This is a genomic window from Nocardia sp. NPDC020380 (genome assembly GCF_044386975.1).
GTDB lineage: Bacteria > Actinomycetota > Actinomycetes > Mycobacteriales > Mycobacteriaceae > Nocardia.
The window spans coordinates 478,560-494,860 of the sequence record NZ_JBIRVQ010000002.1 but is presented as its reverse complement, the minus strand read 5'-3'; the positions used below and the strand labels follow the sequence as shown (position 1 = coordinate 494,860).

The 16,301-nt window shown below is 68.9% G+C and carries 18 protein-coding genes and 1 riboswitch; of the genes, 8 read left to right on the top strand and 10 right to left on the bottom strand.

Translation table 11 applies throughout. From position 1 onward, the window contains the following. The first annotated feature begins 23 nt into the window (after positions 1 to 23). The gene (locus tag ACH438_RS05945) at positions 24 to 578 is read left to right on the top strand and encodes an exonuclease domain-containing protein (RefSeq protein WP_397001694.1); all 555 of its coding nucleotides are present in this window, start codon (positions 24 to 26) and stop codon (positions 576 to 578) included. Between the two features lie 17 nt (positions 579 to 595). On the opposite strand, the gene ACH438_RS05940 is transcribed toward ACH438_RS05945, so the two are convergent. The 3 genes from ACH438_RS05940 to ACH438_RS05930 all read right to left on the bottom strand — a co-directional run bounded on the left by ACH438_RS05940 (position 596) and on the right by ACH438_RS05930 (position 2,006). Continuing rightward, positions 596 to 754, bottom strand: coding sequence for a hypothetical protein (locus tag ACH438_RS05940; protein ID WP_397001692.1), 159 nt, complete (start codon positions 752 to 754; stop codon positions 596 to 598). A gap of 289 nt (positions 755 to 1,043) precedes the next feature. Next, positions 1,044 to 1,214: riboswitch (M-box (ykoK) riboswitch) on the bottom strand. Positions 1,215 to 1,251: 37 nt separating this feature from the next. Beyond that, positions 1,252 to 1,611 (bottom strand): hypothetical protein, encoded by a 360-nt coding sequence (locus ACH438_RS05935; RefSeq protein ID WP_397001690.1) that lies wholly within the window; start codon positions 1,609 to 1,611, stop codon positions 1,252 to 1,254. Next, the gene (locus ACH438_RS05930; protein WP_397001688.1) at positions 1,596 to 2,006 is read right to left on the bottom strand and encodes a hypothetical protein; all 411 of its coding nucleotides are present in this window, start codon (positions 2,004 to 2,006) and stop codon (positions 1,596 to 1,598) included. Before ACH438_RS05930 ends, ACH438_RS05935 begins: the two co-directional genes overlap by 16 nt. A gap of 56 nt (positions 2,007 to 2,062) precedes the next feature. Here ACH438_RS05930 and ACH438_RS05925 point away from each other — a divergent pair, with 56 nt between their 5' ends. After that, positions 2,063 to 2,722 (top strand): TetR/AcrR family transcriptional regulator, encoded by a 660-nt coding sequence (locus ACH438_RS05925; RefSeq protein WP_397001686.1) that lies wholly within the window; start codon positions 2,063 to 2,065, stop codon positions 2,720 to 2,722. A gap of 13 nt (positions 2,723 to 2,735) precedes the next feature. Here the strand turns inward: ACH438_RS05925 and ACH438_RS05920 are convergent, their stop codons facing one another. Beyond that, a complete protein-coding gene (locus tag ACH438_RS05920; RefSeq protein WP_397001684.1) occupies positions 2,736 to 3,329 on the bottom strand; it encodes a helix-turn-helix domain-containing protein in 594 nt (197 codons plus the stop codon). Positions 3,330 to 3,412: 83 nt separating this feature from the next. Between ACH438_RS05920 and ACH438_RS05915 the strand changes: the two genes are divergently transcribed. After that, entirely contained in the window at positions 3,413 to 4,417 is a 1,005-nt protein-coding gene (locus ACH438_RS05915; protein WP_397001682.1) for an NAD(P)/FAD-dependent oxidoreductase, read from the top strand. Positions 4,418 to 4,671: 254 nt separating this feature from the next. Next, positions 4,672 to 6,897 carry a thiamine pyrophosphate-dependent enzyme gene (locus ACH438_RS05910; protein ID WP_397001680.1) on the top strand — a complete coding sequence of 742 codons (2,226 nt, stop codon included), beginning with the start codon at positions 4,672 to 4,674 and terminating at the stop codon, positions 6,895 to 6,897. A 191-nt stretch (positions 6,898 to 7,088) separates the two neighbouring features. Here the strand turns inward: ACH438_RS05910 and ACH438_RS05905 are convergent, their stop codons facing one another. Continuing rightward, positions 7,089 to 9,341, bottom strand: coding sequence for an ATP-binding cassette domain-containing protein (locus ACH438_RS05905; protein ID WP_397001678.1), 2,253 nt, complete (start codon positions 9,339 to 9,341; stop codon positions 7,089 to 7,091). 62 nt (positions 9,342 to 9,403) lie between these two features. Between ACH438_RS05905 and ACH438_RS05900 the strand changes: the two genes are divergently transcribed. Both ACH438_RS05900 and ACH438_RS05895 read left to right on the top strand, forming a co-directional pair. Then, the gene (locus ACH438_RS05900) at positions 9,404 to 10,381 is read left to right on the top strand and encodes a helix-turn-helix transcriptional regulator (RefSeq protein ID WP_397001676.1); all 978 of its coding nucleotides are present in this window, start codon (positions 9,404 to 9,406) and stop codon (positions 10,379 to 10,381) included. A gap of 80 nt (positions 10,382 to 10,461) precedes the next feature. Continuing rightward, positions 10,462 to 11,436 carry a M56 family metallopeptidase gene (locus ACH438_RS05895; RefSeq protein WP_397001674.1) on the top strand — a complete coding sequence of 325 codons (975 nt, stop codon included), beginning with the start codon at positions 10,462 to 10,464 and terminating at the stop codon, positions 11,434 to 11,436. Between the two features lie 86 nt (positions 11,437 to 11,522). Here the strand turns inward: ACH438_RS05895 and ACH438_RS05890 are convergent, their stop codons facing one another. Further along, a complete protein-coding gene (locus ACH438_RS05890) occupies positions 11,523 to 11,897 on the bottom strand; it encodes a BlaI/MecI/CopY family transcriptional regulator (RefSeq protein WP_397001672.1) in 375 nt (124 codons plus the stop codon). A gap of 188 nt (positions 11,898 to 12,085) precedes the next feature. Next, complete coding sequence (locus ACH438_RS05885; RefSeq protein WP_397001670.1) at positions 12,086 to 12,448, bottom strand: ACT domain-containing protein; 363 nt, start codon at positions 12,446 to 12,448, stop codon at positions 12,086 to 12,088. 113 nt (positions 12,449 to 12,561) lie between these two features. Between ACH438_RS05885 and ACH438_RS05880 the strand changes: the two genes are divergently transcribed. Continuing rightward, positions 12,562 to 13,383, top strand: a complete 822-nt coding sequence (locus ACH438_RS05880; RefSeq protein WP_397001668.1) for a TIGR02452 family protein — start codon at positions 12,562 to 12,564, stop codon at positions 13,381 to 13,383. A gap of 9 nt (positions 13,384 to 13,392) precedes the next feature. On the opposite strand, the gene ACH438_RS05875 is transcribed toward ACH438_RS05880, so the two are convergent. Both ACH438_RS05875 and ACH438_RS05870 read right to left on the bottom strand, forming a co-directional pair. Beyond that, a complete protein-coding gene (locus ACH438_RS05875) occupies positions 13,393 to 14,265 on the bottom strand; it encodes an NAD(P)-dependent oxidoreductase (RefSeq protein ID WP_397001666.1) in 873 nt (290 codons plus the stop codon). A 9-nt stretch (positions 14,266 to 14,274) separates the two neighbouring features. Next, the gene (locus ACH438_RS05870) at positions 14,275 to 14,928 is read right to left on the bottom strand and encodes a TMEM175 family protein (protein ID WP_397001664.1); all 654 of its coding nucleotides are present in this window, start codon (positions 14,926 to 14,928) and stop codon (positions 14,275 to 14,277) included. 91 nt (positions 14,929 to 15,019) lie between these two features. Here ACH438_RS05870 and ACH438_RS05865 point away from each other — a divergent pair, with 91 nt between their 5' ends. After that, positions 15,020 to 15,463: a hypothetical protein gene (locus ACH438_RS05865; protein ID WP_397001662.1), complete on the top strand. Its 444-nt coding sequence runs from the start codon at positions 15,020 to 15,022 to the stop codon at positions 15,461 to 15,463. A 27-nt stretch (positions 15,464 to 15,490) separates the two neighbouring features. Here the strand turns inward: ACH438_RS05865 and ACH438_RS05860 are convergent, their stop codons facing one another. Then, positions 15,491 to 16,177: a respiratory nitrate reductase subunit gamma gene (locus ACH438_RS05860; protein WP_397002310.1), complete on the bottom strand. Its 687-nt coding sequence runs from the start codon at positions 16,175 to 16,177 to the stop codon at positions 15,491 to 15,493. Between the last annotated feature and the right edge of the window lie 124 nt (positions 16,178 to 16,301).

The following is a 16,301-nucleotide window of genomic DNA, read 5'->3' as shown; positions in this document are numbered from 1 at the left end:
CCGGACCGGTACCGTCCGGCGACATGAACGAACGTTTCCTGAATGTGGTGGATGTGGAGGCCACCTGCTGGGAGGGCAAGAACCCGCCCGGTATGCCTAGCGAGATCATCGAAATCGGTTTGTGTGTCATCGATGTCGAGCGGTTGGAACGGGTGGAGAAGACCAGCATTCTGGTCCGGCCCGAGCATTCCACGGTCAGCGAATTCTGTACGCAGCTCACGACTCTCACGCCGGAGCAGGTGGCGTCGGGGATTTCCTTCGCGGCGGCGTGTGAGCTGTTGCGCGCGGAGTACCGGGCCGATTCGCGGGGCTGGGCGAGCTGGGGCAATTACGACCGCACGCAGTTCGAACGGCAGTGCGGGGCAACGGAGGTGCGGTATCCGTTCGGGCAGCGGCATACCAATGCCAAGGTGGCTTTCTCCGCTGCGCGGGGTACCAGCCATCGGTACGGGATGGCAGGCGCTCTGCGGATGACGGGGCTGCCCCTGGAGGGAACCCATCACCGTGGCGGCGATGATGCGTGGAATATCGCCGCACTCGTCATCGAGTTGATGAAGCAGAGCGCCTGGCCGGTGTGATGCCGTGCCGCAAGGGATTACGCGATGCGGGCGTGGCCGCCGAGGGAGGCGGTGTAGACGGCCCCGCGCGGGCGGGTGGCGCGCAGGTTGGCGCGCTCCTGCTCGGTCAGGGTGTTGCGGCCGCCGAGGACGGAGAGAACGGTCATCGGGGTGCGGTTGAAGTTGAAGAAGGCCATGACAAGCTCCTGTTGCTTTACTGGCCGGCTCACCGGAAAAGGGTGCAGCCCAACAGATCTCCGAGCCGGATGCTCGGCAAGCGCGGCGCGGGGGCCGGGCTTCAGGAATGGGCGGCGTTCACCTGACGGCGAGACGGGTACGAACTGGGTTTTCGAACCGGACTCGGATACGGACTATCGCCGGAACTCATTCGTCCCTCACCTCCTTGCCGTCGAGACGCATGCGAACGTCAGTAGTGTTCTGCAGCACCGGAAAGGGGGGACGCGAGCAATACCGATTCCGGTACTGCGGGCACCCCTCTCGTCAGAGCTTCGGCACTGTACGACGTATCCCGGAGCCGGGAAGCCACTTTGGATCACCCCTTAATCCGGGGGGATCTGTCCTAACCCTGGGCGTCTCTCGACGTCGTCGGATCAGTGGCCTGTGTTCGTACAGGAGCCTCGCCTAGCGAGGTGCTGACAGCCGAACCTATATGTAGAAACATCGTCATGTCAAATCAGCGCCGGACCAGGCGGGCCACCGGCGCCGCCAGCACGGCCGGGACCAGGAAGATCAGGTACAGCCAGCGGGCTGCGCTCGCCGTATGGGCCGAGTCGGAGAAACTGCCCAGATTGGCGATCGTTCCCGCCAGCGCCGAGCCGAACGCGGTCGCGGTCAGCTGCACGGTGGTCGCCGAGGCGCCCGCCAGATCCTGATCACGATCTCCGGCCAGGCGCAGCACATCGGTGAGCAGGTGCGGGAACACCGCACCGATCCCCCAGCCGAGTAAGACCAGGCCCAGCGCCACCACCATGACGACCGAGATCGACTGCGAGGCAATCGGACCGGCGAACACCAGGATCACCAGCCCCAGCACCGAGAGCAGGGGCGCGTACCCGATGACGGCGGCCCGGCCAGCAACACCGCCATGCTCGGCGCGACCGTACAGACCACGCTCCCCGCCACCAGGATCAGCGCCGACCATCGATAGGCCCAGCGCGGCCCGGTGCGCGCCAGCAGCGCGGCGGCCGCGGCCGACCCGAGCACCGAGGCCACCACGAAAATCGTTGTCGCCCAGGCATAGAGCCGCTCGCCACCGATATCGGACACCACCGAAGGCAGCACGGTCGTCGCGAGATACACATTGACGGCGTGCAACCCGACGCCACCGGCCAGCGTCGCCGCAATCGCACCGTGCCGCCCGAACAGCGCACCCCACCCGGCGGGGGCAGGATCCGCGGTCGGCGTGGATATGTCCGGGGTCGAAGTCATTGCTGTCACCACTTTCATTACGGTCCGTAACGTAATCAATAGGCTAGAGTAGGCCGATGACAGCTGGCAAGACGCGCGCTGGGCGACCTCGCGACACCGGCATCGACGCCGCGGTGCAGGAAGCCGCATTGGCCGCGCTGGGCGAGGTCGGTTATCGCGGCCTGGCCATCGAGGCGATCGCCCGGCAGGCGGGCACCAACAAGCCGGCGGTCTATCGGCGGTGGCCGAGTCTGGCGGCGCTGGTGCTGGATGCGCTCGGGGCGCGATTGGGCGATATCCCCGCCCCGGACACCGGCTGCACGATCTGCGATCTGGCCGATGCGATCAAGTTGCAGCTCAATGTCTTCCGGCGGATTCCGCCGGATGCGCTGGCGGCGTTGCTCGCCGACTGCAATGCCGATCCCGCGCTGCGGGAGACGTTCATGGCCACCCTGTTCCAGCCGCCGCGCGCGGCCGTCGCCCGGGTGCTGGACACCGCCATCGCGCGCGGCGATCTGCGCGCGGAGACCAGCCGCGAGCTCATGCTCGACCTGCTGGCCTCACTCGTGCACTACCGCGCCCTGTTCGGGCATGCCGCGACCTCCGACGACGAGGTCGAGCAGGCGGTGCACGCGCTGCTGCGCGGCGTGGCGGTCGATTACGACAATCTGGTGGCGATCAGTCGCGCCAACGAGGGCGACCCGCAGTTCCACCCGCACCACGCCGAAACGCATTGAGCGACCGCGACTCTCAGTCGGCCTTCTGTTTCCCCTTGGGGCGCACCCGCATGTGAGCGCGCTCGCCCTGCTTGCCGAACAAGCTGAGGAATTCGACGGGATGGTCGTCGGCACTGCCGAACCAGTGTGGGACGTGCGTGTCGAATTCGGCTGCCTCACCGGGCATGAGGATCAGATCGTGGTCGCCCAGCACGACGCGCAACCGGCCGTTGAGGACGTAGAGCCATTCGTAGCCCTCGTGCGTCCGCGGATCGGGTTCGCGGCGGCGGCCGTCGGGCGGGATGACGATCTTGAAGGCTTGAATGCCGCCGGCCCGGCGAGTGAGCGGCACCATGGTCATGCCATTGGCGGCGACCGGGCGCATATGGATGCGCGGATCGCCGGTGGCCGGGGCGTCCACCAATTCGTCGAGGGTGACGCCGTGCGCGCGGGCCAGCGGCAGCAGTTGTTCGAGGGTCGGGCGGCGGGCGCCGGATTCCAGCCGCGACAGGGTGCTCACCGAGATGCCGGTGGTCGCGGACAGTTCCGCGAGGGTGGTCTTCCGTTGCTGACGCAGGGTGCGCAGTCGCGGGCCGACCGCGTCCAGGGCTCGATCGAGATCCTCCATGCAGCCATTTTGCCGGATCGGCAAAGAATCTTGCCAGCTTTCCCGGTCGCCGGGCATCGTCGATCACGAAGGAGGTAGTCGAGATGACCGACAGCTATGACGTGGTGGTGATCGGCGGCGGAGCCGCGGGATTGAACGGTGCGCTGATGCTCGCACGAGCCCGGCGCTCGGTGCTGGTGATCGATGCGGGCGCACCCCGCAACGCACCGGCCGACGGCGTGCACGGACTGCTCGCACGCGAGGGCATGTCACCGATCGAACTGCTCGAACGCGGCCGCGCGGAGGTGACCTCCTACGGCGGCGAACTGACGACCGGTGAGGTGGTCTCGGCCGAACGCACCGGCGACGAGTTCACCGTGACCCTGTCCGACGGCCGGACCGTGCGGGCACGGCGCCTGCTGGTGACGTCCGGCCTGGTCGACGAGCTGCCCGAGGTCGCGGGCCTGCGCGAACGCTGGGGCCGGGATGTCGTGCACTGCCCGTACTGCCACGGCTGGGAGGTGCGCGACAAGGCCATCGGCATCATCGGCAGCGGCCCGATGGCGGTGCACGGCGCGCTGCTGTGGCGGCAGTGGACCTCGGATGTCACGCTGTTCACCCACACCGTGACGCTCACCCCCGAGCAGTCCGAACAGCTTGCGGCACGCGGCATCCGGATGATTCCCGGCCTCGTGGAGTCCGTCGAGACCGCCGACGATCACCTCGTCGGTGTGCGCCTCGCCGACGGCACCCGCGTGGCGCGGGAGGTGCTGGTCGCCCCGACCCGCATGGTCGCCCGGGCCGCGTTCCTGGCCCCGCTGGGCCTGCGTCCGGCCGAACACGCCAGTGGCGCAGGCGAATACATTCCGGCCGATCCCATGGGCCGCACGGAGGTGCCCGGTGTGTGGGTGGCGGGCAATGTCACCGACCTGTCGGCGCAGGTCGGAGCGGCCGCCGCGGCGGGCGCCATGGCCGGCGCCCAGCTCAATTTCGAGCTGGTCACCGAGGAGACCGAGCGCGCGGTCGCCGCGCACCGCGAATTATTTTCGGCGGCAGTGGAAGCCGAGGTCACCGAGCAGGTTCTCGGCGACCGCGCCCACGGCATGTGAGGACGAGGGGCGCGCGCGATCTCCGCGCGCGCCCATCATCGCAGCTCGGCCGCTCCCGGCCGCGGTTCCCGCCGGCCGGTGCGCGAGGTCCGCCGAATAATCGCCGAACCGTTGCCGACTCCCCGGCCCGCGTCGATCATGGATGGCACAACACGCGACGTCAGGTCCGTAGGTGTGGAGTTGCCGCGGAAGCCTCCGTTTCACATCTAGGCTGAACCCGGCGCACGCGGCATATGAACACACACCGGGGAGAGGTGGGGCATATCAACGAGCGGGAAGCCGAACTGGATCAGTGGTTCCGGGCGGAAGTAGCCGCCGCGAAGCCGGGTCCCGTTCGCGCACAACACGAACCGGCCGCACCGGGCGCCACCCGCACCGGCGCGCAATGCCTCGAACTCTTCGACGCGCAGACCACCTCCCGGCACCTCGATCTGGCGGCCAGACGGCTGACCCGGGAGGGGCGCGGGTACTACAGCATCGGTTCCTCCGGGCACGAGGGCAATGCGGCCGTCGCGGCCGCGCTCCGGGTGACCGATCCGGCGCTGCTGCACTACCGTTCGGGGGCCTTCTTCGTGCAGCGCGCCCGCCAGGTGCCCGGCCTGGATCCGATCCGGGACGTGCTGCTGGGCGTCGCCGCCGCGGTCGCCGACCCGATTTCCGGTGGGCGGCACAAGGTTTTCGGCAGCCGGCCCGCCAATGTGATCCCGCAGACCTCCACCATCGCCTCCCATCTGCCGCGCGCGGTCGGGCTGGCCTTCGCCCTCGAGCGCGCCGCCCAGCTCCGGGTGCCGTGCGACTATCCCGAGGATGCCGTGGTGGTGTGCAGCTTCGGCGATGCCTCCGCCAATCACTCCACCGCCGCCGGGGCCATCAATACCGCCGTGCACACCGCGCATCAGGGCGTACCCGTGCCGATCCTGTTCGTGTGCGAGGACAACGGGATCGGCATCAGCGTCCCCACGCCGCGCACCTGGATCGAGCACGCCTACGGATCACGGCCGGGACTGCAGTACTTCGCCGCCGACGGCTCGGACCTGCTCGACGCCGCCGCCACCGCGACCGCCGCGGCGGAATGGGTACGCGCACACCGCAGACCGGCCTTCCTGCGCCTGCGCACGGTCCGGCTGCTCGGGCATGCGGGCTCGGATCTGGAGGCGGCCTACCGGAAGCCCGCCGATCTGGCCGCGGACCTGCGCCGCGATCCGGTCACCCGGACCGGCGAATTCCTGGTCACCGCCGGCATCGCCACGCCCGCCGAGGTGATCGCACGGTACGACGAGGTGGGCGCCCGGGTCACCGCCGCCGCCGAAATGGTGTGGAGCGAACCCAAACTCACCTCCGCCGCCGCGGTCACCGCGCCGCTGGCGCCGTCCCGGCCCACCGTCGTCCGCACCGACGCGCTGCGCGATACGGCCGCGGCCCAGCCGGGCCGCTCCCCCACCCCGGACGGCGCGACCGGTGACGGGACGCCGATGACCTTGGCGCAGGCGGTGAATCACACGCTCACGCAACTGCTGGCCCGCGATGACGACGTCCTGGTGTTCGGCGAGGATGTCGGCCGCAAGGGCGGCGTATACGGCGTCACCAAGGGCCTGCAGCAGCGGTTCGGCATGCGCCGCGTCTTCGACACCCTGCTGGACGAGCAGAGCGTGCTGGGCACCGCATTGGGTGCGGGGCTGGCCGGATTCGTGCCCATCCCCGAGATCCAGTACCTGGCGTATGTCCACAATGCCGAGGATCAGTTGCGTGGCGAGGCGGCGACGTTGTCGTTCTTCTCCGCCGGCCGGTATCACAATCCGCTGGTGGTGCGGATCGCGGGCTTCGCCTATCAGAAGGGTTTCGGCGGGCACTTCCACAATGACAATTCCATTGCGGCCCTGCGGGATATCCCCGGGCTGGTGATCGCCGCCCCGGCGCGCGCCGACGATGCGGCCGCCATGCTGCGCACCTGCGTGTCGGCGGCGAGGGTGGACGGGCGGGTGTGCGCGTTCCTCGAACCGATCGCGCTCTATCACACGCGCGACCTGTACCGGCCCGGCGATGGCGCGTGGCTGGCGCCGGTGTCCGGGTTGCGGCACGCCGAGATCGGCCGGGCCCGGGTGGAGGGCACCGGTTCGCATCTGACGATCGTGAGCTTCGCCAATGGCGTGCCCATGTGCCTGCGGGTGGCGCGGCGGCTGGCCGCGCGCGGCGTACATGCGCGGGTCGTGGACCTGCGCTGGCTGGCGCCGCTGCCGCAGGATGATCTGCTGGACAATGCCCGCGCCACCGGCCGGGTGCTCATTGCCGACGAAACCCGCCGCAGCGGAGGCGTTTCCGAGGCGGTGTGCGCCGCGCTGCTCGACGCCGGGTTCGACGGCCGCATCGCGCGGGTCACCAGTGAGGACAGTTTCGTCCCGCTCGGCCCGGCGGCCTCCACGGTGCTGCTGGACGAGGCTCGCATCGAATCGGCCGCGGACAAACTCCTGGCCATGGACTGAGCCGCGCAGACCGGTACGACGAGGTGCGGATGGGCCGGGAAACGGGAGGCTCCATGCCCATCCGCGCCGCATCGACGCCCGTCCGGTGGGCGCCCCTGTGCCGACGACAGGCGGCACAAGCTCTTCTACGATCTACGTACGTAGATAGTAATACCGGACGGGGCGCACATCGGCAAACGGTTTGCCGATTCCTATTCCGCCGCCAGCGCCCGGCCCGTCGGCGAGTCCGCACGCCGCGCCAAATCTGCTGGCACGCCCTCGAATAGAATTCGGCCACCGTGGCGACCGGGACCCGGTCCCAGATCGATCACCCAATCGGCGCGGCGGATGACATCGAGGTGATGTTCGATGACGACCAGGGTGTTGCCCTGCTCCACCAGCCGGGACAGCACCTCGAGCAACGTATCGATATCCGACAGATGCAGCCCGGTGGTGGGTTCGTCGAGGACGTAGAGGGTGTCATCGGTGCGGGAAGCGAGCTCCTTGGCGATCTTCAACCGCTGGCACTCGCCGCCGGAGAGCGTGGTCAGCGACTGACCGAGACGCAGATAGCCGAGTCCGACCGCCGACACCTGACGCAGGGCGCGCGCAATGCCGGGCGTCCGAAGGCGTTGCGCCGCTTGATCCACGGAGAGGTCCTCGATATCCGCGATGGACAGCCCGTCGACGGTGTAACCGAGCGTCTCCTCGGTATAGCGCCGTCCCCCGCAGGTTTCGCAGACGACCTCGTGACCGTCCATGAACGCCAGATCGGTGTACACGACGCCCAGCCCGCGGCAGACCGGGCAGCCGCCGGCGGAATTGGCGCTGAAGAGGGCCGGTGCCACACCGTTCCGGTCGGCGAAGAGTTTGCGGAGGGCCGTGGCGATGCCGGTATAGGTGATCGGCGTCGAGCGGCGGTTGGTGGTGACCGGGCGCTGATCCACCAGCACGGCCGGATGCTGATCGACGAGTTCGGCCACGAGACTGGACTTTCCGGCCCCGGCCACACCGGTGACGACCGTCAGCACGCCGGTGGGGATATCGACACCGAGGCCGCCGAGATTGTTGCGAGTGGCGTTGTCCACGCGGAGCTTTCCGGTCGCGGGTCGTGGGCGTCCGCTGCGCCGGCGTTGCCGGAGCGCCCGGCCCGTGCCGGTATCGGCGGACCGCAGTTCGCCGAAACCGCCCTCGAAGACCACCGTTCCGCCCGCGGCCCCGGCGCCCGGCCCGATCTCCACGATGTGGTCGGCGATGCGCATGACGTCGGGATCATGTTCGACCACCAGGACGGTGTTTCCCTTGTCCCGCAACTGCTTCAGCAGTTCCGTCATGGCCCGCACATCGTGCGGATGCAATCCCACGGTGGGTTCGTCGAAGACGTAGAGCAGCTCGGTGAGGCTGCTGCCCAGGTGCCGCACCGTCTTGATGCGCTGGGATTCTCCACCCGACAGCGTGGTGGCCGGACGTGCCAGTGACAAGTAGCCGAGGCCGATGCCCGTGAGGGCAGTGAGCTTTTCCCGCAGCGCCTCCACCACGGGCTCGACGTGCGGATCGGTCACCGCGGCAAGGAATTCGGTGAGCTCGCCGATCTCCAAGCGGCTCAGTTCACCGATGGTGCGGCCGAGCACGGTGGCGGAGCGCGCGGCCGGGTTCAGCCGTTCACCACCGCACTCCGCGCAGGGCCGGGTGCGGGTGAATCGTGCGAGCACGGCCTGCTTGCGTTCGGAGGGGGTATCGGCGGTGTGCAGGTACACGCGCTCGAAGCGTTCGATCACGCTCTCGTAATCCGAGGGCGGACGAACCGGCAAGCGCTGCAGCGCTTCTCCGCCGTACAGCAGTGCGCGGCGTGCGTCCTCGGACCATTCGCGCAGTGGTGTCTTCGGATCGAACGACCCTATGTCCGCGTACTGCCGATACCAGTACTGGCCCGCGCCGAACCCGGGCAGCAGGATCGCACCCTGCTCCAATGACTTGTCCGGATCGAGTAGCCGGTCCGGGTCGGTGGCAATGGTCTCGCCCAGTCCGGCACATACCGGGCACATCCCGGCGGGGTCGTTGAACGAGAAGTGGTTCGACTCACCGACATACGGATCACTGATTCGCGAAAACAGCAGCCGCAGGTAGGTGTAGGCGTCGGTGCTGGTGCCGACGGTGGAGCGGGCATTGCCGCCCAGCCGTTTCTGGTCGATCACCACGACCGGTGAGAGTCCGTCGATGGCGTCCACGTCCGGGCGGGTCCAGCGGGGCAGCCGATTGCGCACGAACGGCGGGTAGGTCTCGTTCACCTGGTAGCCGGCCTCGGCGGCGATGGTGTCGAACACCAGGGAGGACTTGCCGGACCCGGATACTCCGGCGAACACCACGAGGCTGTTGCGCGGGATGTCGATATCGATGCCGCGCAGGTTGTTGGTCCGTGCGGCGCGGATACGGATGGCGCGGGGCCGGGCGGGTGCGGTGGTCATATTCGCGACGGTAGGGACAGATGTGGTCGGATCTCGACCGCATTTCGAGGGATGATCGGGGTATGCCCGATGTCACCCGCCGCATGCTCGAACTGCTGGCGCAGCTGCAGACCGGCCGGCGGTTCGCGGGCGGGGAGCTGGCCGCGCGACTGGAGGTGAGCCCGCGCACGCTGCGCCGCGATGTGGAGCGGTTGCGCGAGTACGGGTATCCGGTCACGACGCAGCCCGGTCCGAGCGGCTTCTATCAGCTCGCCGCGGGACGGACCTTGCCGCCGCTGGTGCTCGATGACGACGAGGCAGTGGCCACCCTGGTGGGGCTGGCCTTGCTGGGTTCGGCCGGTCCGCCGGAGCCGGAAGGCCATTCGGGCATCGCGTCCGCTGCCGACCGCGCCTTCGGCAAGATCGATCAGTTCCTGCCGAAACGCCTGCGGCCCAGGGTGACTGCGCTACGCGCCACCGTGGAGGCCGCGCCGCAGTCCGCGCCGGCGGTGGATCCGGAGGCGCTGGCGGTGCTCGGGCTGGCGGCGGCACGGCACGAGCTGGTGACCTTCGACTACGTCGGGCGCACGGGCCGCAGCTCACGTCGCCGCGTGGAGCCGTATCGCCAGGTGCATCTGCATCTGCGCTGGTATCTGCTGGCCTGGGACATCGAACGCGCGGACTGGCGCTCGTTCCGACTGGACCGAATGAGCGGAATCGTCACCACCGCAGTGTCTTTCGGCCCGCGTCCGCTGCCCGCCCGTTCGGCCGCCGAGTATTTGCGGGAGGGCATCACCGCGCCCCGGCATCGGGCGGTGGTCACGGTCGAGGCGGCCGCGGCGGCGGTGCGTGACGCGCTCCGGTTCCAGGATTGTGAGATCGACGTGGTGACGGCTACCCGGTGCCGGATCGTCACCTGGGTGGATTCGTTCGAGTGGCTCGTGCTGAATATCGCTCTGACCGGGGCCGAGTTCACGATCGAACAGCCGGCGGAGTTCCGGGCGCGGAGTCGCGAGCTGGCGCAGCGGCTGTGGGAGGCGGGCGGTGAGAGCCCACGGTAAGGATCCCCTCAGTTTTCGCACATAGACTCTGCCGGACCGAAGGGAGCGCTGTTGCAGGGGACAGTCGAGGGAGCGGCGAGATGAGCGTCGCGGCGTGTTTGCTGCTGTACGGGTTCGCCGTGGCTGTGCTCGCACCGCGATTGCTGTGCCTGGTGGGTCACAATGGCGCGGCGCCGCATTTCGCGCTGGCGGCCTGGATGTCGGCGATCGCGACCACCGTACTGGCCTGGATCGCGGCGCTGGTCATTCTGGTCGTGGACCTGCTGACGCATCAGATCTCGAGTGTGCCGGAGCGGTTCGTCAACAGCTGCCTGTGGCATCTGCACGATGCGTGGATCGGCAGTTACGGCGCGCCGGTGCAGATCGGGCTCTGGCTGCTCACCGGGTTGGTCGGGCTGGCGATGACGGTCGTGGCGATTCGCCTGTGCCGCACACTGCTGCGGGCGCGGCGGGTGACGCTCGAACACGGGCGGATGGCGCGGATCGCGGGACGGCATCACCCCGGCTTGGATGCGGTGATTCTCGAGGTCGACCAGCCGGCCGCGTATTGCGTTGCGGGTAAACCGCATACGGTCGTGGTGAGCCGGGGCGTATTGGCCGCGCTGGACGAACAGCATCTCGAGGCGGTGCTCAGCCATGAGCGTGCGCATCTGGCGGGCCGCCATCACCTGCTGCTCGGCCTCACCCGCGGGCTGGCCACCGTCATGCCGCGCATCAACCTGTTCACGCTCGGCGCGGCCGAGGTGGCCTGGCTGCTCGAGATGGTCGCCGACGATGCCGCGGCCCGCGCGCACGGGCGCGACACCGTGCTGCAGGCGCTGCTCGCGCTTTCGGGTATTACCGGGGAGTCCGCCCCGCAGCGGGGCACGGCCGAGGTCGCACTCACCGCCCGCGTCGCCCGGCTCGCCGCACCGGCGACCATGCCGGTCCGGGCGCGAGCCCGGCTGAGCCTGACCGCGGCCGCGACCACCGCCACCTTGGTTCCGCTGGCCGCGGTGGTCGCCGCCGCCGTCGGTTTCGTCATCGGCGACCCGATGTTCGACAACCACAACTGACCGCGAACCACCGGACCCGGCAGAATCCTGCGGAACGTGACGGCGGTTCGGGCGTGCGAGACCGGCGGCCGTTCGGCCGGGCGGGGCTATGCGCGCTTGACGCGGGCCAATTTGCGGAGGGCGGCGCGTAGGCCCTCGGATTCCTCGGCGCTCATCTGCTCGACGAAATGGGCCAGGACCAGGTCGGAGCGGCCGCCGCTGCCCAGGGCCTCGCGCATGAGATGCGCGCTGTACTCCTCGCGGGAGAGCTTGGGCCAGTAGCGGTATGCCTTGCCCGCGCGTTCGCGGTCCAGCCAGCCCTTGCGGTGCAGGTTGTCCATGGTGGACATGACGGTGGTGTAGGCGATTTCCCGCTCGGTGGCGAGTTCGTCGTACACCTCGCGGACGGTCGTCTTGTCACCACGGTCCCAGATCCGTTCGATGACGACCGCTTCCAGATCTCCGAAGCCTTTCGCGCTCATGGTTGACCACTCCCTCATTTCACGAATCCGGCCGGCACCGGACCGCTAATACGTTCTACGTACGTAGACAGTACTATCGTGCATCGGGGGTGCACACGCCGCAACCTGACAAAAGTCCCGAATTGTCCCGGCGTTTCGCAACCCTTAAGACGCGATGCAGTCTCCCTTGGTCCGCGATGCGGTGTTCTCTAGTCCGCGATGCGGTGTCCCGCGTCGCGTAGCGCGTCGCTCGCCTCCTCGAGGCGGTGACTCGGCACCAGCACGAGATCGGCGTGATAGGTCGACGCCACGAAGACCGGGATGGCCGCCTCGGCCAGCGGGCCGACGACCGCGGCGAGCTGACCCGTCGAATTCGGGGAGCTCGGGCTCGCGCTGTAGAACCCCTTCCACAGCTCGCCCTCGACCCAGGCCGGCGCCTCGCGAATCACGGTGAGCCCCTCCGGCGCTCGCACCAGGGCGATCCACTCGTCATCCTCGGGGAACGTCGAATTCGGCAGGTGCTCCACCGCGAATTGCGAGGGGACGATCCGTAGCCGCTGGGCACTGGTCATTGCGACATAGTAGGTGCCCGCGCCGACAACCGCGGCAAGCCCCCGGACAAGAATTAGTGCAGGAGACTAAAATTCACGTGACTGCACGGCCCGACCGCCGTAGGGTCGCTGAAATGAGTACCAGCCCAAGGCAGATCGCCGACGAGAACGAGCGGATCGCCGACGCAGGCAGCTACCGCGCACCCGACGGTACGAGCGTGGACATCGCCGCCGCGCTCGCCGCCGCCTGCGCGGGCACCGTCTCCTATGCGCCCGCGGACGACGTCTCCGGCGGCCCGCGTGGACCTTTCGCGGGCAGCTTCGAGGTCACCGGCGAAGGCAGTATGCAGGCCGCGCGGCGCTGCTACGACGAGGGCGGGCGCGCGGTCGGCGTGCTGAACTTCGCCTCGGCCCGCAATCCCGGTGGCGGCTACCTGCGTGGAGCGCGCGCTCAGGAGGAGGATCTGTGCCGCAGCGCCCTGCTCTACCGCTGCCTGCTGCAGGCGCCCGACTACTACGCGGCCCATCGCGCGTCTTCGGATCTGAACTACAGCCACCGCGTCATCTACTCCCCCGCCGTCCCGGTGATCCGCGACGACCGCGGTGCGCTTGCGCCACAGGCGATTCCGGTCTCGTTCCTGACCTCCCCGGCGCCCAATGCCGGTCAGCTGGTCCTGCAGGCCGGCGCGGCGGTCGACGTGCGCGAGGTGCTCATCGCCCGCGCCGACCGGGCGCTCGCGGTGGCCGCACGGCACGGGATTCGCGAACTCGTGCTGGGTGCTTGGGGTTGCGGCGTGTTCCGCAATGACCCGGCCGAAGTCGCGGCGGCCTTCGATCTGGCCCTGCGTGAGCACGGTGCGGCCTTCCAGCGGGTGGTCTTCGCCGTCTGGGATCGGAACCCCGTGTCCCCCAACCGCGCCGCCTTCGCATCCCGCTTCGGCGCGGCTCTCACCTGACGGCGCGGCTCACTCCCGCAGCAGGTCGATGATCTTGCTCTCGTTCAGGTCCCCGTAGCCGGCCTCGACCAGCCGCCGGAAGTGGCCGAGCGCGGCATGACCGAGCAGCGCCGGGGCGGCGAGGGCATCGGCCTGCTCCACGCCGATGCGAGTGTCCTTGAGGCGCAATGCGGCGGTGAAGGCGATATCGCGATCGTGAACACCCTCGAGCATGAGCCGGCCGAGACGGACCACGGTGGGGCTGGCCGCGCCGCCGCGCGAGAGTGTGTCGACGACGGTCGCGAGGTCGAGGCCCGCGAGTTCGGCGGTGCGCAAAGCCTCTGCGGTAGCGGCGATCTGAACGGAACCGAGCAGATTCTGCACCAGCTTGTAGGCGGTGCCCGCACCGATGTCACCGAAGTGCACGATATCGCTGCACAGCGGCCGCAGCAGTGGGCGCGCGGCCGCCAGATCCGCGGCGGTGGCCCCCACGAAGAGGACGAGTTCACCGGCGGCCGCGGCGTCGGGCAGTCCGGTCACCGGGCTGTCGAGGAATCGAAGTCCTTGCGTATCGGCCTGTTTCGCCAGTTCCAGCAGCCACGGCCGGGACAGGGTGGAGCATTCGATCGCGAACGCGCCCGGGGCGGGTTCGCCGGCGAGCGCGCCGTGCTCGCCGAGCCAGACCGTGCGCGAGGCGGTGTCGTCGGCGACCATCGCGAAGATCGCGTCCGCGTGCCGCACGGCGTCCCGGGGCGTCGGCGCGTGCACGGCGCCGGAGGCGACCAGCTGTGCCGTCTTCTCCGGTGATCGGTTGTACACGGTCACTTCATGTCCGGCGGACACCAGCCGTGCCGCCATGCCCGACCCCATCCGGCCTGCTCCGAGAAACGCGATCTTCGCCACGACCGCACCCTACCGGGCGAGCAGGCGCGCCCGGATGCGCTCGTAGCCGATGCCGTAGGCGAGGATGGCGATCACGTACAGCACCAGCGCGGCGGCCGGCACCACCAGCCCCATGACCGCGATCAGGTCGAAGAGCACGAAACCCAGGATGGCCTGGCGGCTTTCGCGGCGCGCGTACCCGCTGTCGTAGCCCGGTTCGAACAGGGCCGGATTGCGGCGCAAGGCCAGCCACATCACGTACCAGGCCACGGTCTGCACGGAGGCGATCACGCCGTAGAAGGCGGTGGCGACGCGGGCGTTCCAGCCGCCGTCCTCGAGGTGGTGGGCCAGCACGGTGGTGGGGAACGGCAGGAAGGCCACGGTCAGCAGGAGCAGCAGGTTGCCCGAGTGCAGCAGCCCGTCCATGCGCCGGATGCGGTCGAAGAAGCGATGGTGGCACAGCCAGATCACACCCACGGTGAGAAACGAACCGGCATAGGCGAGATACGAGGGCCACAGCGCGCCCAGCTGCCGCAGCAGGCTCCCGCCACCGGTGTCGGGGAGGTGGATCTCGAGGACCAGCAGGGTGATGGCGATGGCCATGACGCCATCGCTGAAGGTTTCGACGCGGCTGGTATCGGTCAGCCGGTCTTCGGTCACGGTGGGCGGCGAAGGGTGTTGCACCTCAGCATTATCGAGGTCTCGCCGGAACCGGGGGTGTTTCGATACGCTGAGATGTGAAACGACTCCCGTCAAGCGGGAAGGACAGCGGCTGATGAGGGTGCGGCGAACGGCGGCGGGGATCGCGGCGGCTGCGGCGATAGGCGCCCTGGCGTGTGGGATGGAAACGGCTCCGGCGCAAGCGGATCCGCTGCCGCAGTTCTCGCCGTTCGGGACGACGCTCTTCACCTTCGGTGATGCGAATTTCTGTACCGGGATGATCGGCATCGCCATGGAGGCCGCGCCGGGGATGCCGGGCCATGTGCTCGCGCATGTGACTCCGCTGGGGTATCAGCGGGGGCCGTGCGGTAATACCGTCTCGTTCGGCTGGGTGGGTTCGGCGGGGGCGCAACATCAGAACGTGTACGTGTACACCGATGACACGCCCGGCGATACGGTGACGCTGGATCTCTGGGTGGGCATGGGCCCGGCCAAGATCATGGCCGATACCTGGCCGGTCCAGGGCCCGTTCGTGGACTGGTACATCTGGGTGCCCTGAACCCGGCACGTCCGCCCGGGCGAACTCCTATGCCGGACCCGGTGAGCCCAGGACGGGGTCATGGCGGCGGAAAACGCCTGTGCGCGCGAGCTTCCGGAGCAGTCGCGCGGTGGGGACGGCGAAGATGCCGGCCAGCCTGGTGTAGGGCCAGACTGCGATCAGCAGCATGACGATGAGGCCGCGCGCCTGATACATGGTCGGCGCGTGCTGCATGACCGCGACATCGGGATGCAGGGTGACGAGCGAGCGCACCCAGGTGAAAAGCGTTTCGGCCGCGAGGTATCCGTGATCGGTGGAGTGTGGATCGAAGCTGATCAGGATCGACGACAGCAAGGCGGCGATCAGGACCGGCAGCGTGATGCGATCCAGCGGGCTCACCCGGGCGTGCGCGTCGGCGGCGATCAGGGGCGGGACCAGCAGCACCGCCGCGCCGGCCACGGCCAGCGGGATCGCGATGGCCTGCAGGGTGATGAGAAACGGCCCGATATGGCCGCCGGGCCGGGAATGCGGCCCGGAGGCGAGTACTTCGGCGATGCGCGACACGAACAGCAGCGGGACGCCGATGCGGAACGAGAGTGCGCCGAGTCGCTGGGCGGTATCGGCGTACGGGCCGTAGCTGGGACCGTGGAACCGGTCGCGGCGGTAGCGCCACAGGTGACCTCCGGCGAAGGAAGCCACGGCGGCGCAGGGTAGGAGCGCCCACACCACGTACATCATCGGTCGAACCTCCGCGCCCCTGCTCCGCACTGATGCGGACTACCTTTGCACGCACATCGGCGGGGCGAAAGGGGCCAAAGCCGCCTTTTCCGAACAGATTTGCGGGGTCGCCCGACCGGTT

What these genes read in the sequence shown, in the direction of transcription:
- ACH438_RS05945 (WP_397001694.1), top strand. Translation starts at nt 24, where the DNA reads ATGAACGAACGTTTCCTGAATGTGGTGGATGTGGAGGCCACCTGCTGG.
- ACH438_RS05940 (WP_397001692.1), bottom strand. Translation starts at nt 754, where the DNA reads ATGGCCTTCTTCAACTTCAACCGCACCCCGATGACCGTTCTCTCCGTC.
- ACH438_RS05930 (WP_397001688.1), bottom strand. Translation starts at nt 2,006, where the DNA reads ATGACTTCGACCCCGGACATATCCACGCCGACCGCGGATCCTGCCCCC.
- ACH438_RS05925 (WP_397001686.1), top strand. Translation starts at nt 2,063, where the DNA reads ATGACAGCTGGCAAGACGCGCGCTGGGCGACCTCGCGACACCGGCATC.
- ACH438_RS05920 (WP_397001684.1), bottom strand. Translation starts at nt 3,329, where the DNA reads ATGGAGGATCTCGATCGAGCCCTGGACGCGGTCGGCCCGCGACTGCGC.
- ACH438_RS05915 (WP_397001682.1), top strand. Translation starts at nt 3,413, where the DNA reads ATGACCGACAGCTATGACGTGGTGGTGATCGGCGGCGGAGCCGCGGGA.
- ACH438_RS05905 (WP_397001678.1), bottom strand. Translation starts at nt 9,341, where the DNA reads ATGACCACCGCACCCGCCCGGCCCCGCGCCATCCGTATCCGCGCCGCA.
- ACH438_RS05900 (WP_397001676.1), top strand. Translation starts at nt 9,404, where the DNA reads ATGCCCGATGTCACCCGCCGCATGCTCGAACTGCTGGCGCAGCTGCAG.
- ACH438_RS05895 (WP_397001674.1), top strand. Translation starts at nt 10,462, where the DNA reads ATGAGCGTCGCGGCGTGTTTGCTGCTGTACGGGTTCGCCGTGGCTGTG.
- ACH438_RS05890 (WP_397001672.1), bottom strand. Translation starts at nt 11,897, where the DNA reads ATGAGCGCGAAAGGCTTCGGAGATCTGGAAGCGGTCGTCATCGAACGG.
- ACH438_RS05885 (WP_397001670.1), bottom strand. Translation starts at nt 12,448, where the DNA reads ATGACCAGTGCCCAGCGGCTACGGATCGTCCCCTCGCAATTCGCGGTG.
- ACH438_RS05880 (WP_397001668.1), top strand. Translation starts at nt 12,562, where the DNA reads ATGAGTACCAGCCCAAGGCAGATCGCCGACGAGAACGAGCGGATCGCC.
- ACH438_RS05865 (WP_397001662.1), top strand. Translation starts at nt 15,020, where the DNA reads ATGAGGGTGCGGCGAACGGCGGCGGGGATCGCGGCGGCTGCGGCGATA.
- ACH438_RS05860 (WP_397002310.1), bottom strand. Translation starts at nt 16,177, where the DNA reads ATGTACGTGGTGTGGGCGCTCCTACCCTGCGCCGCCGTGGCTTCCTTC.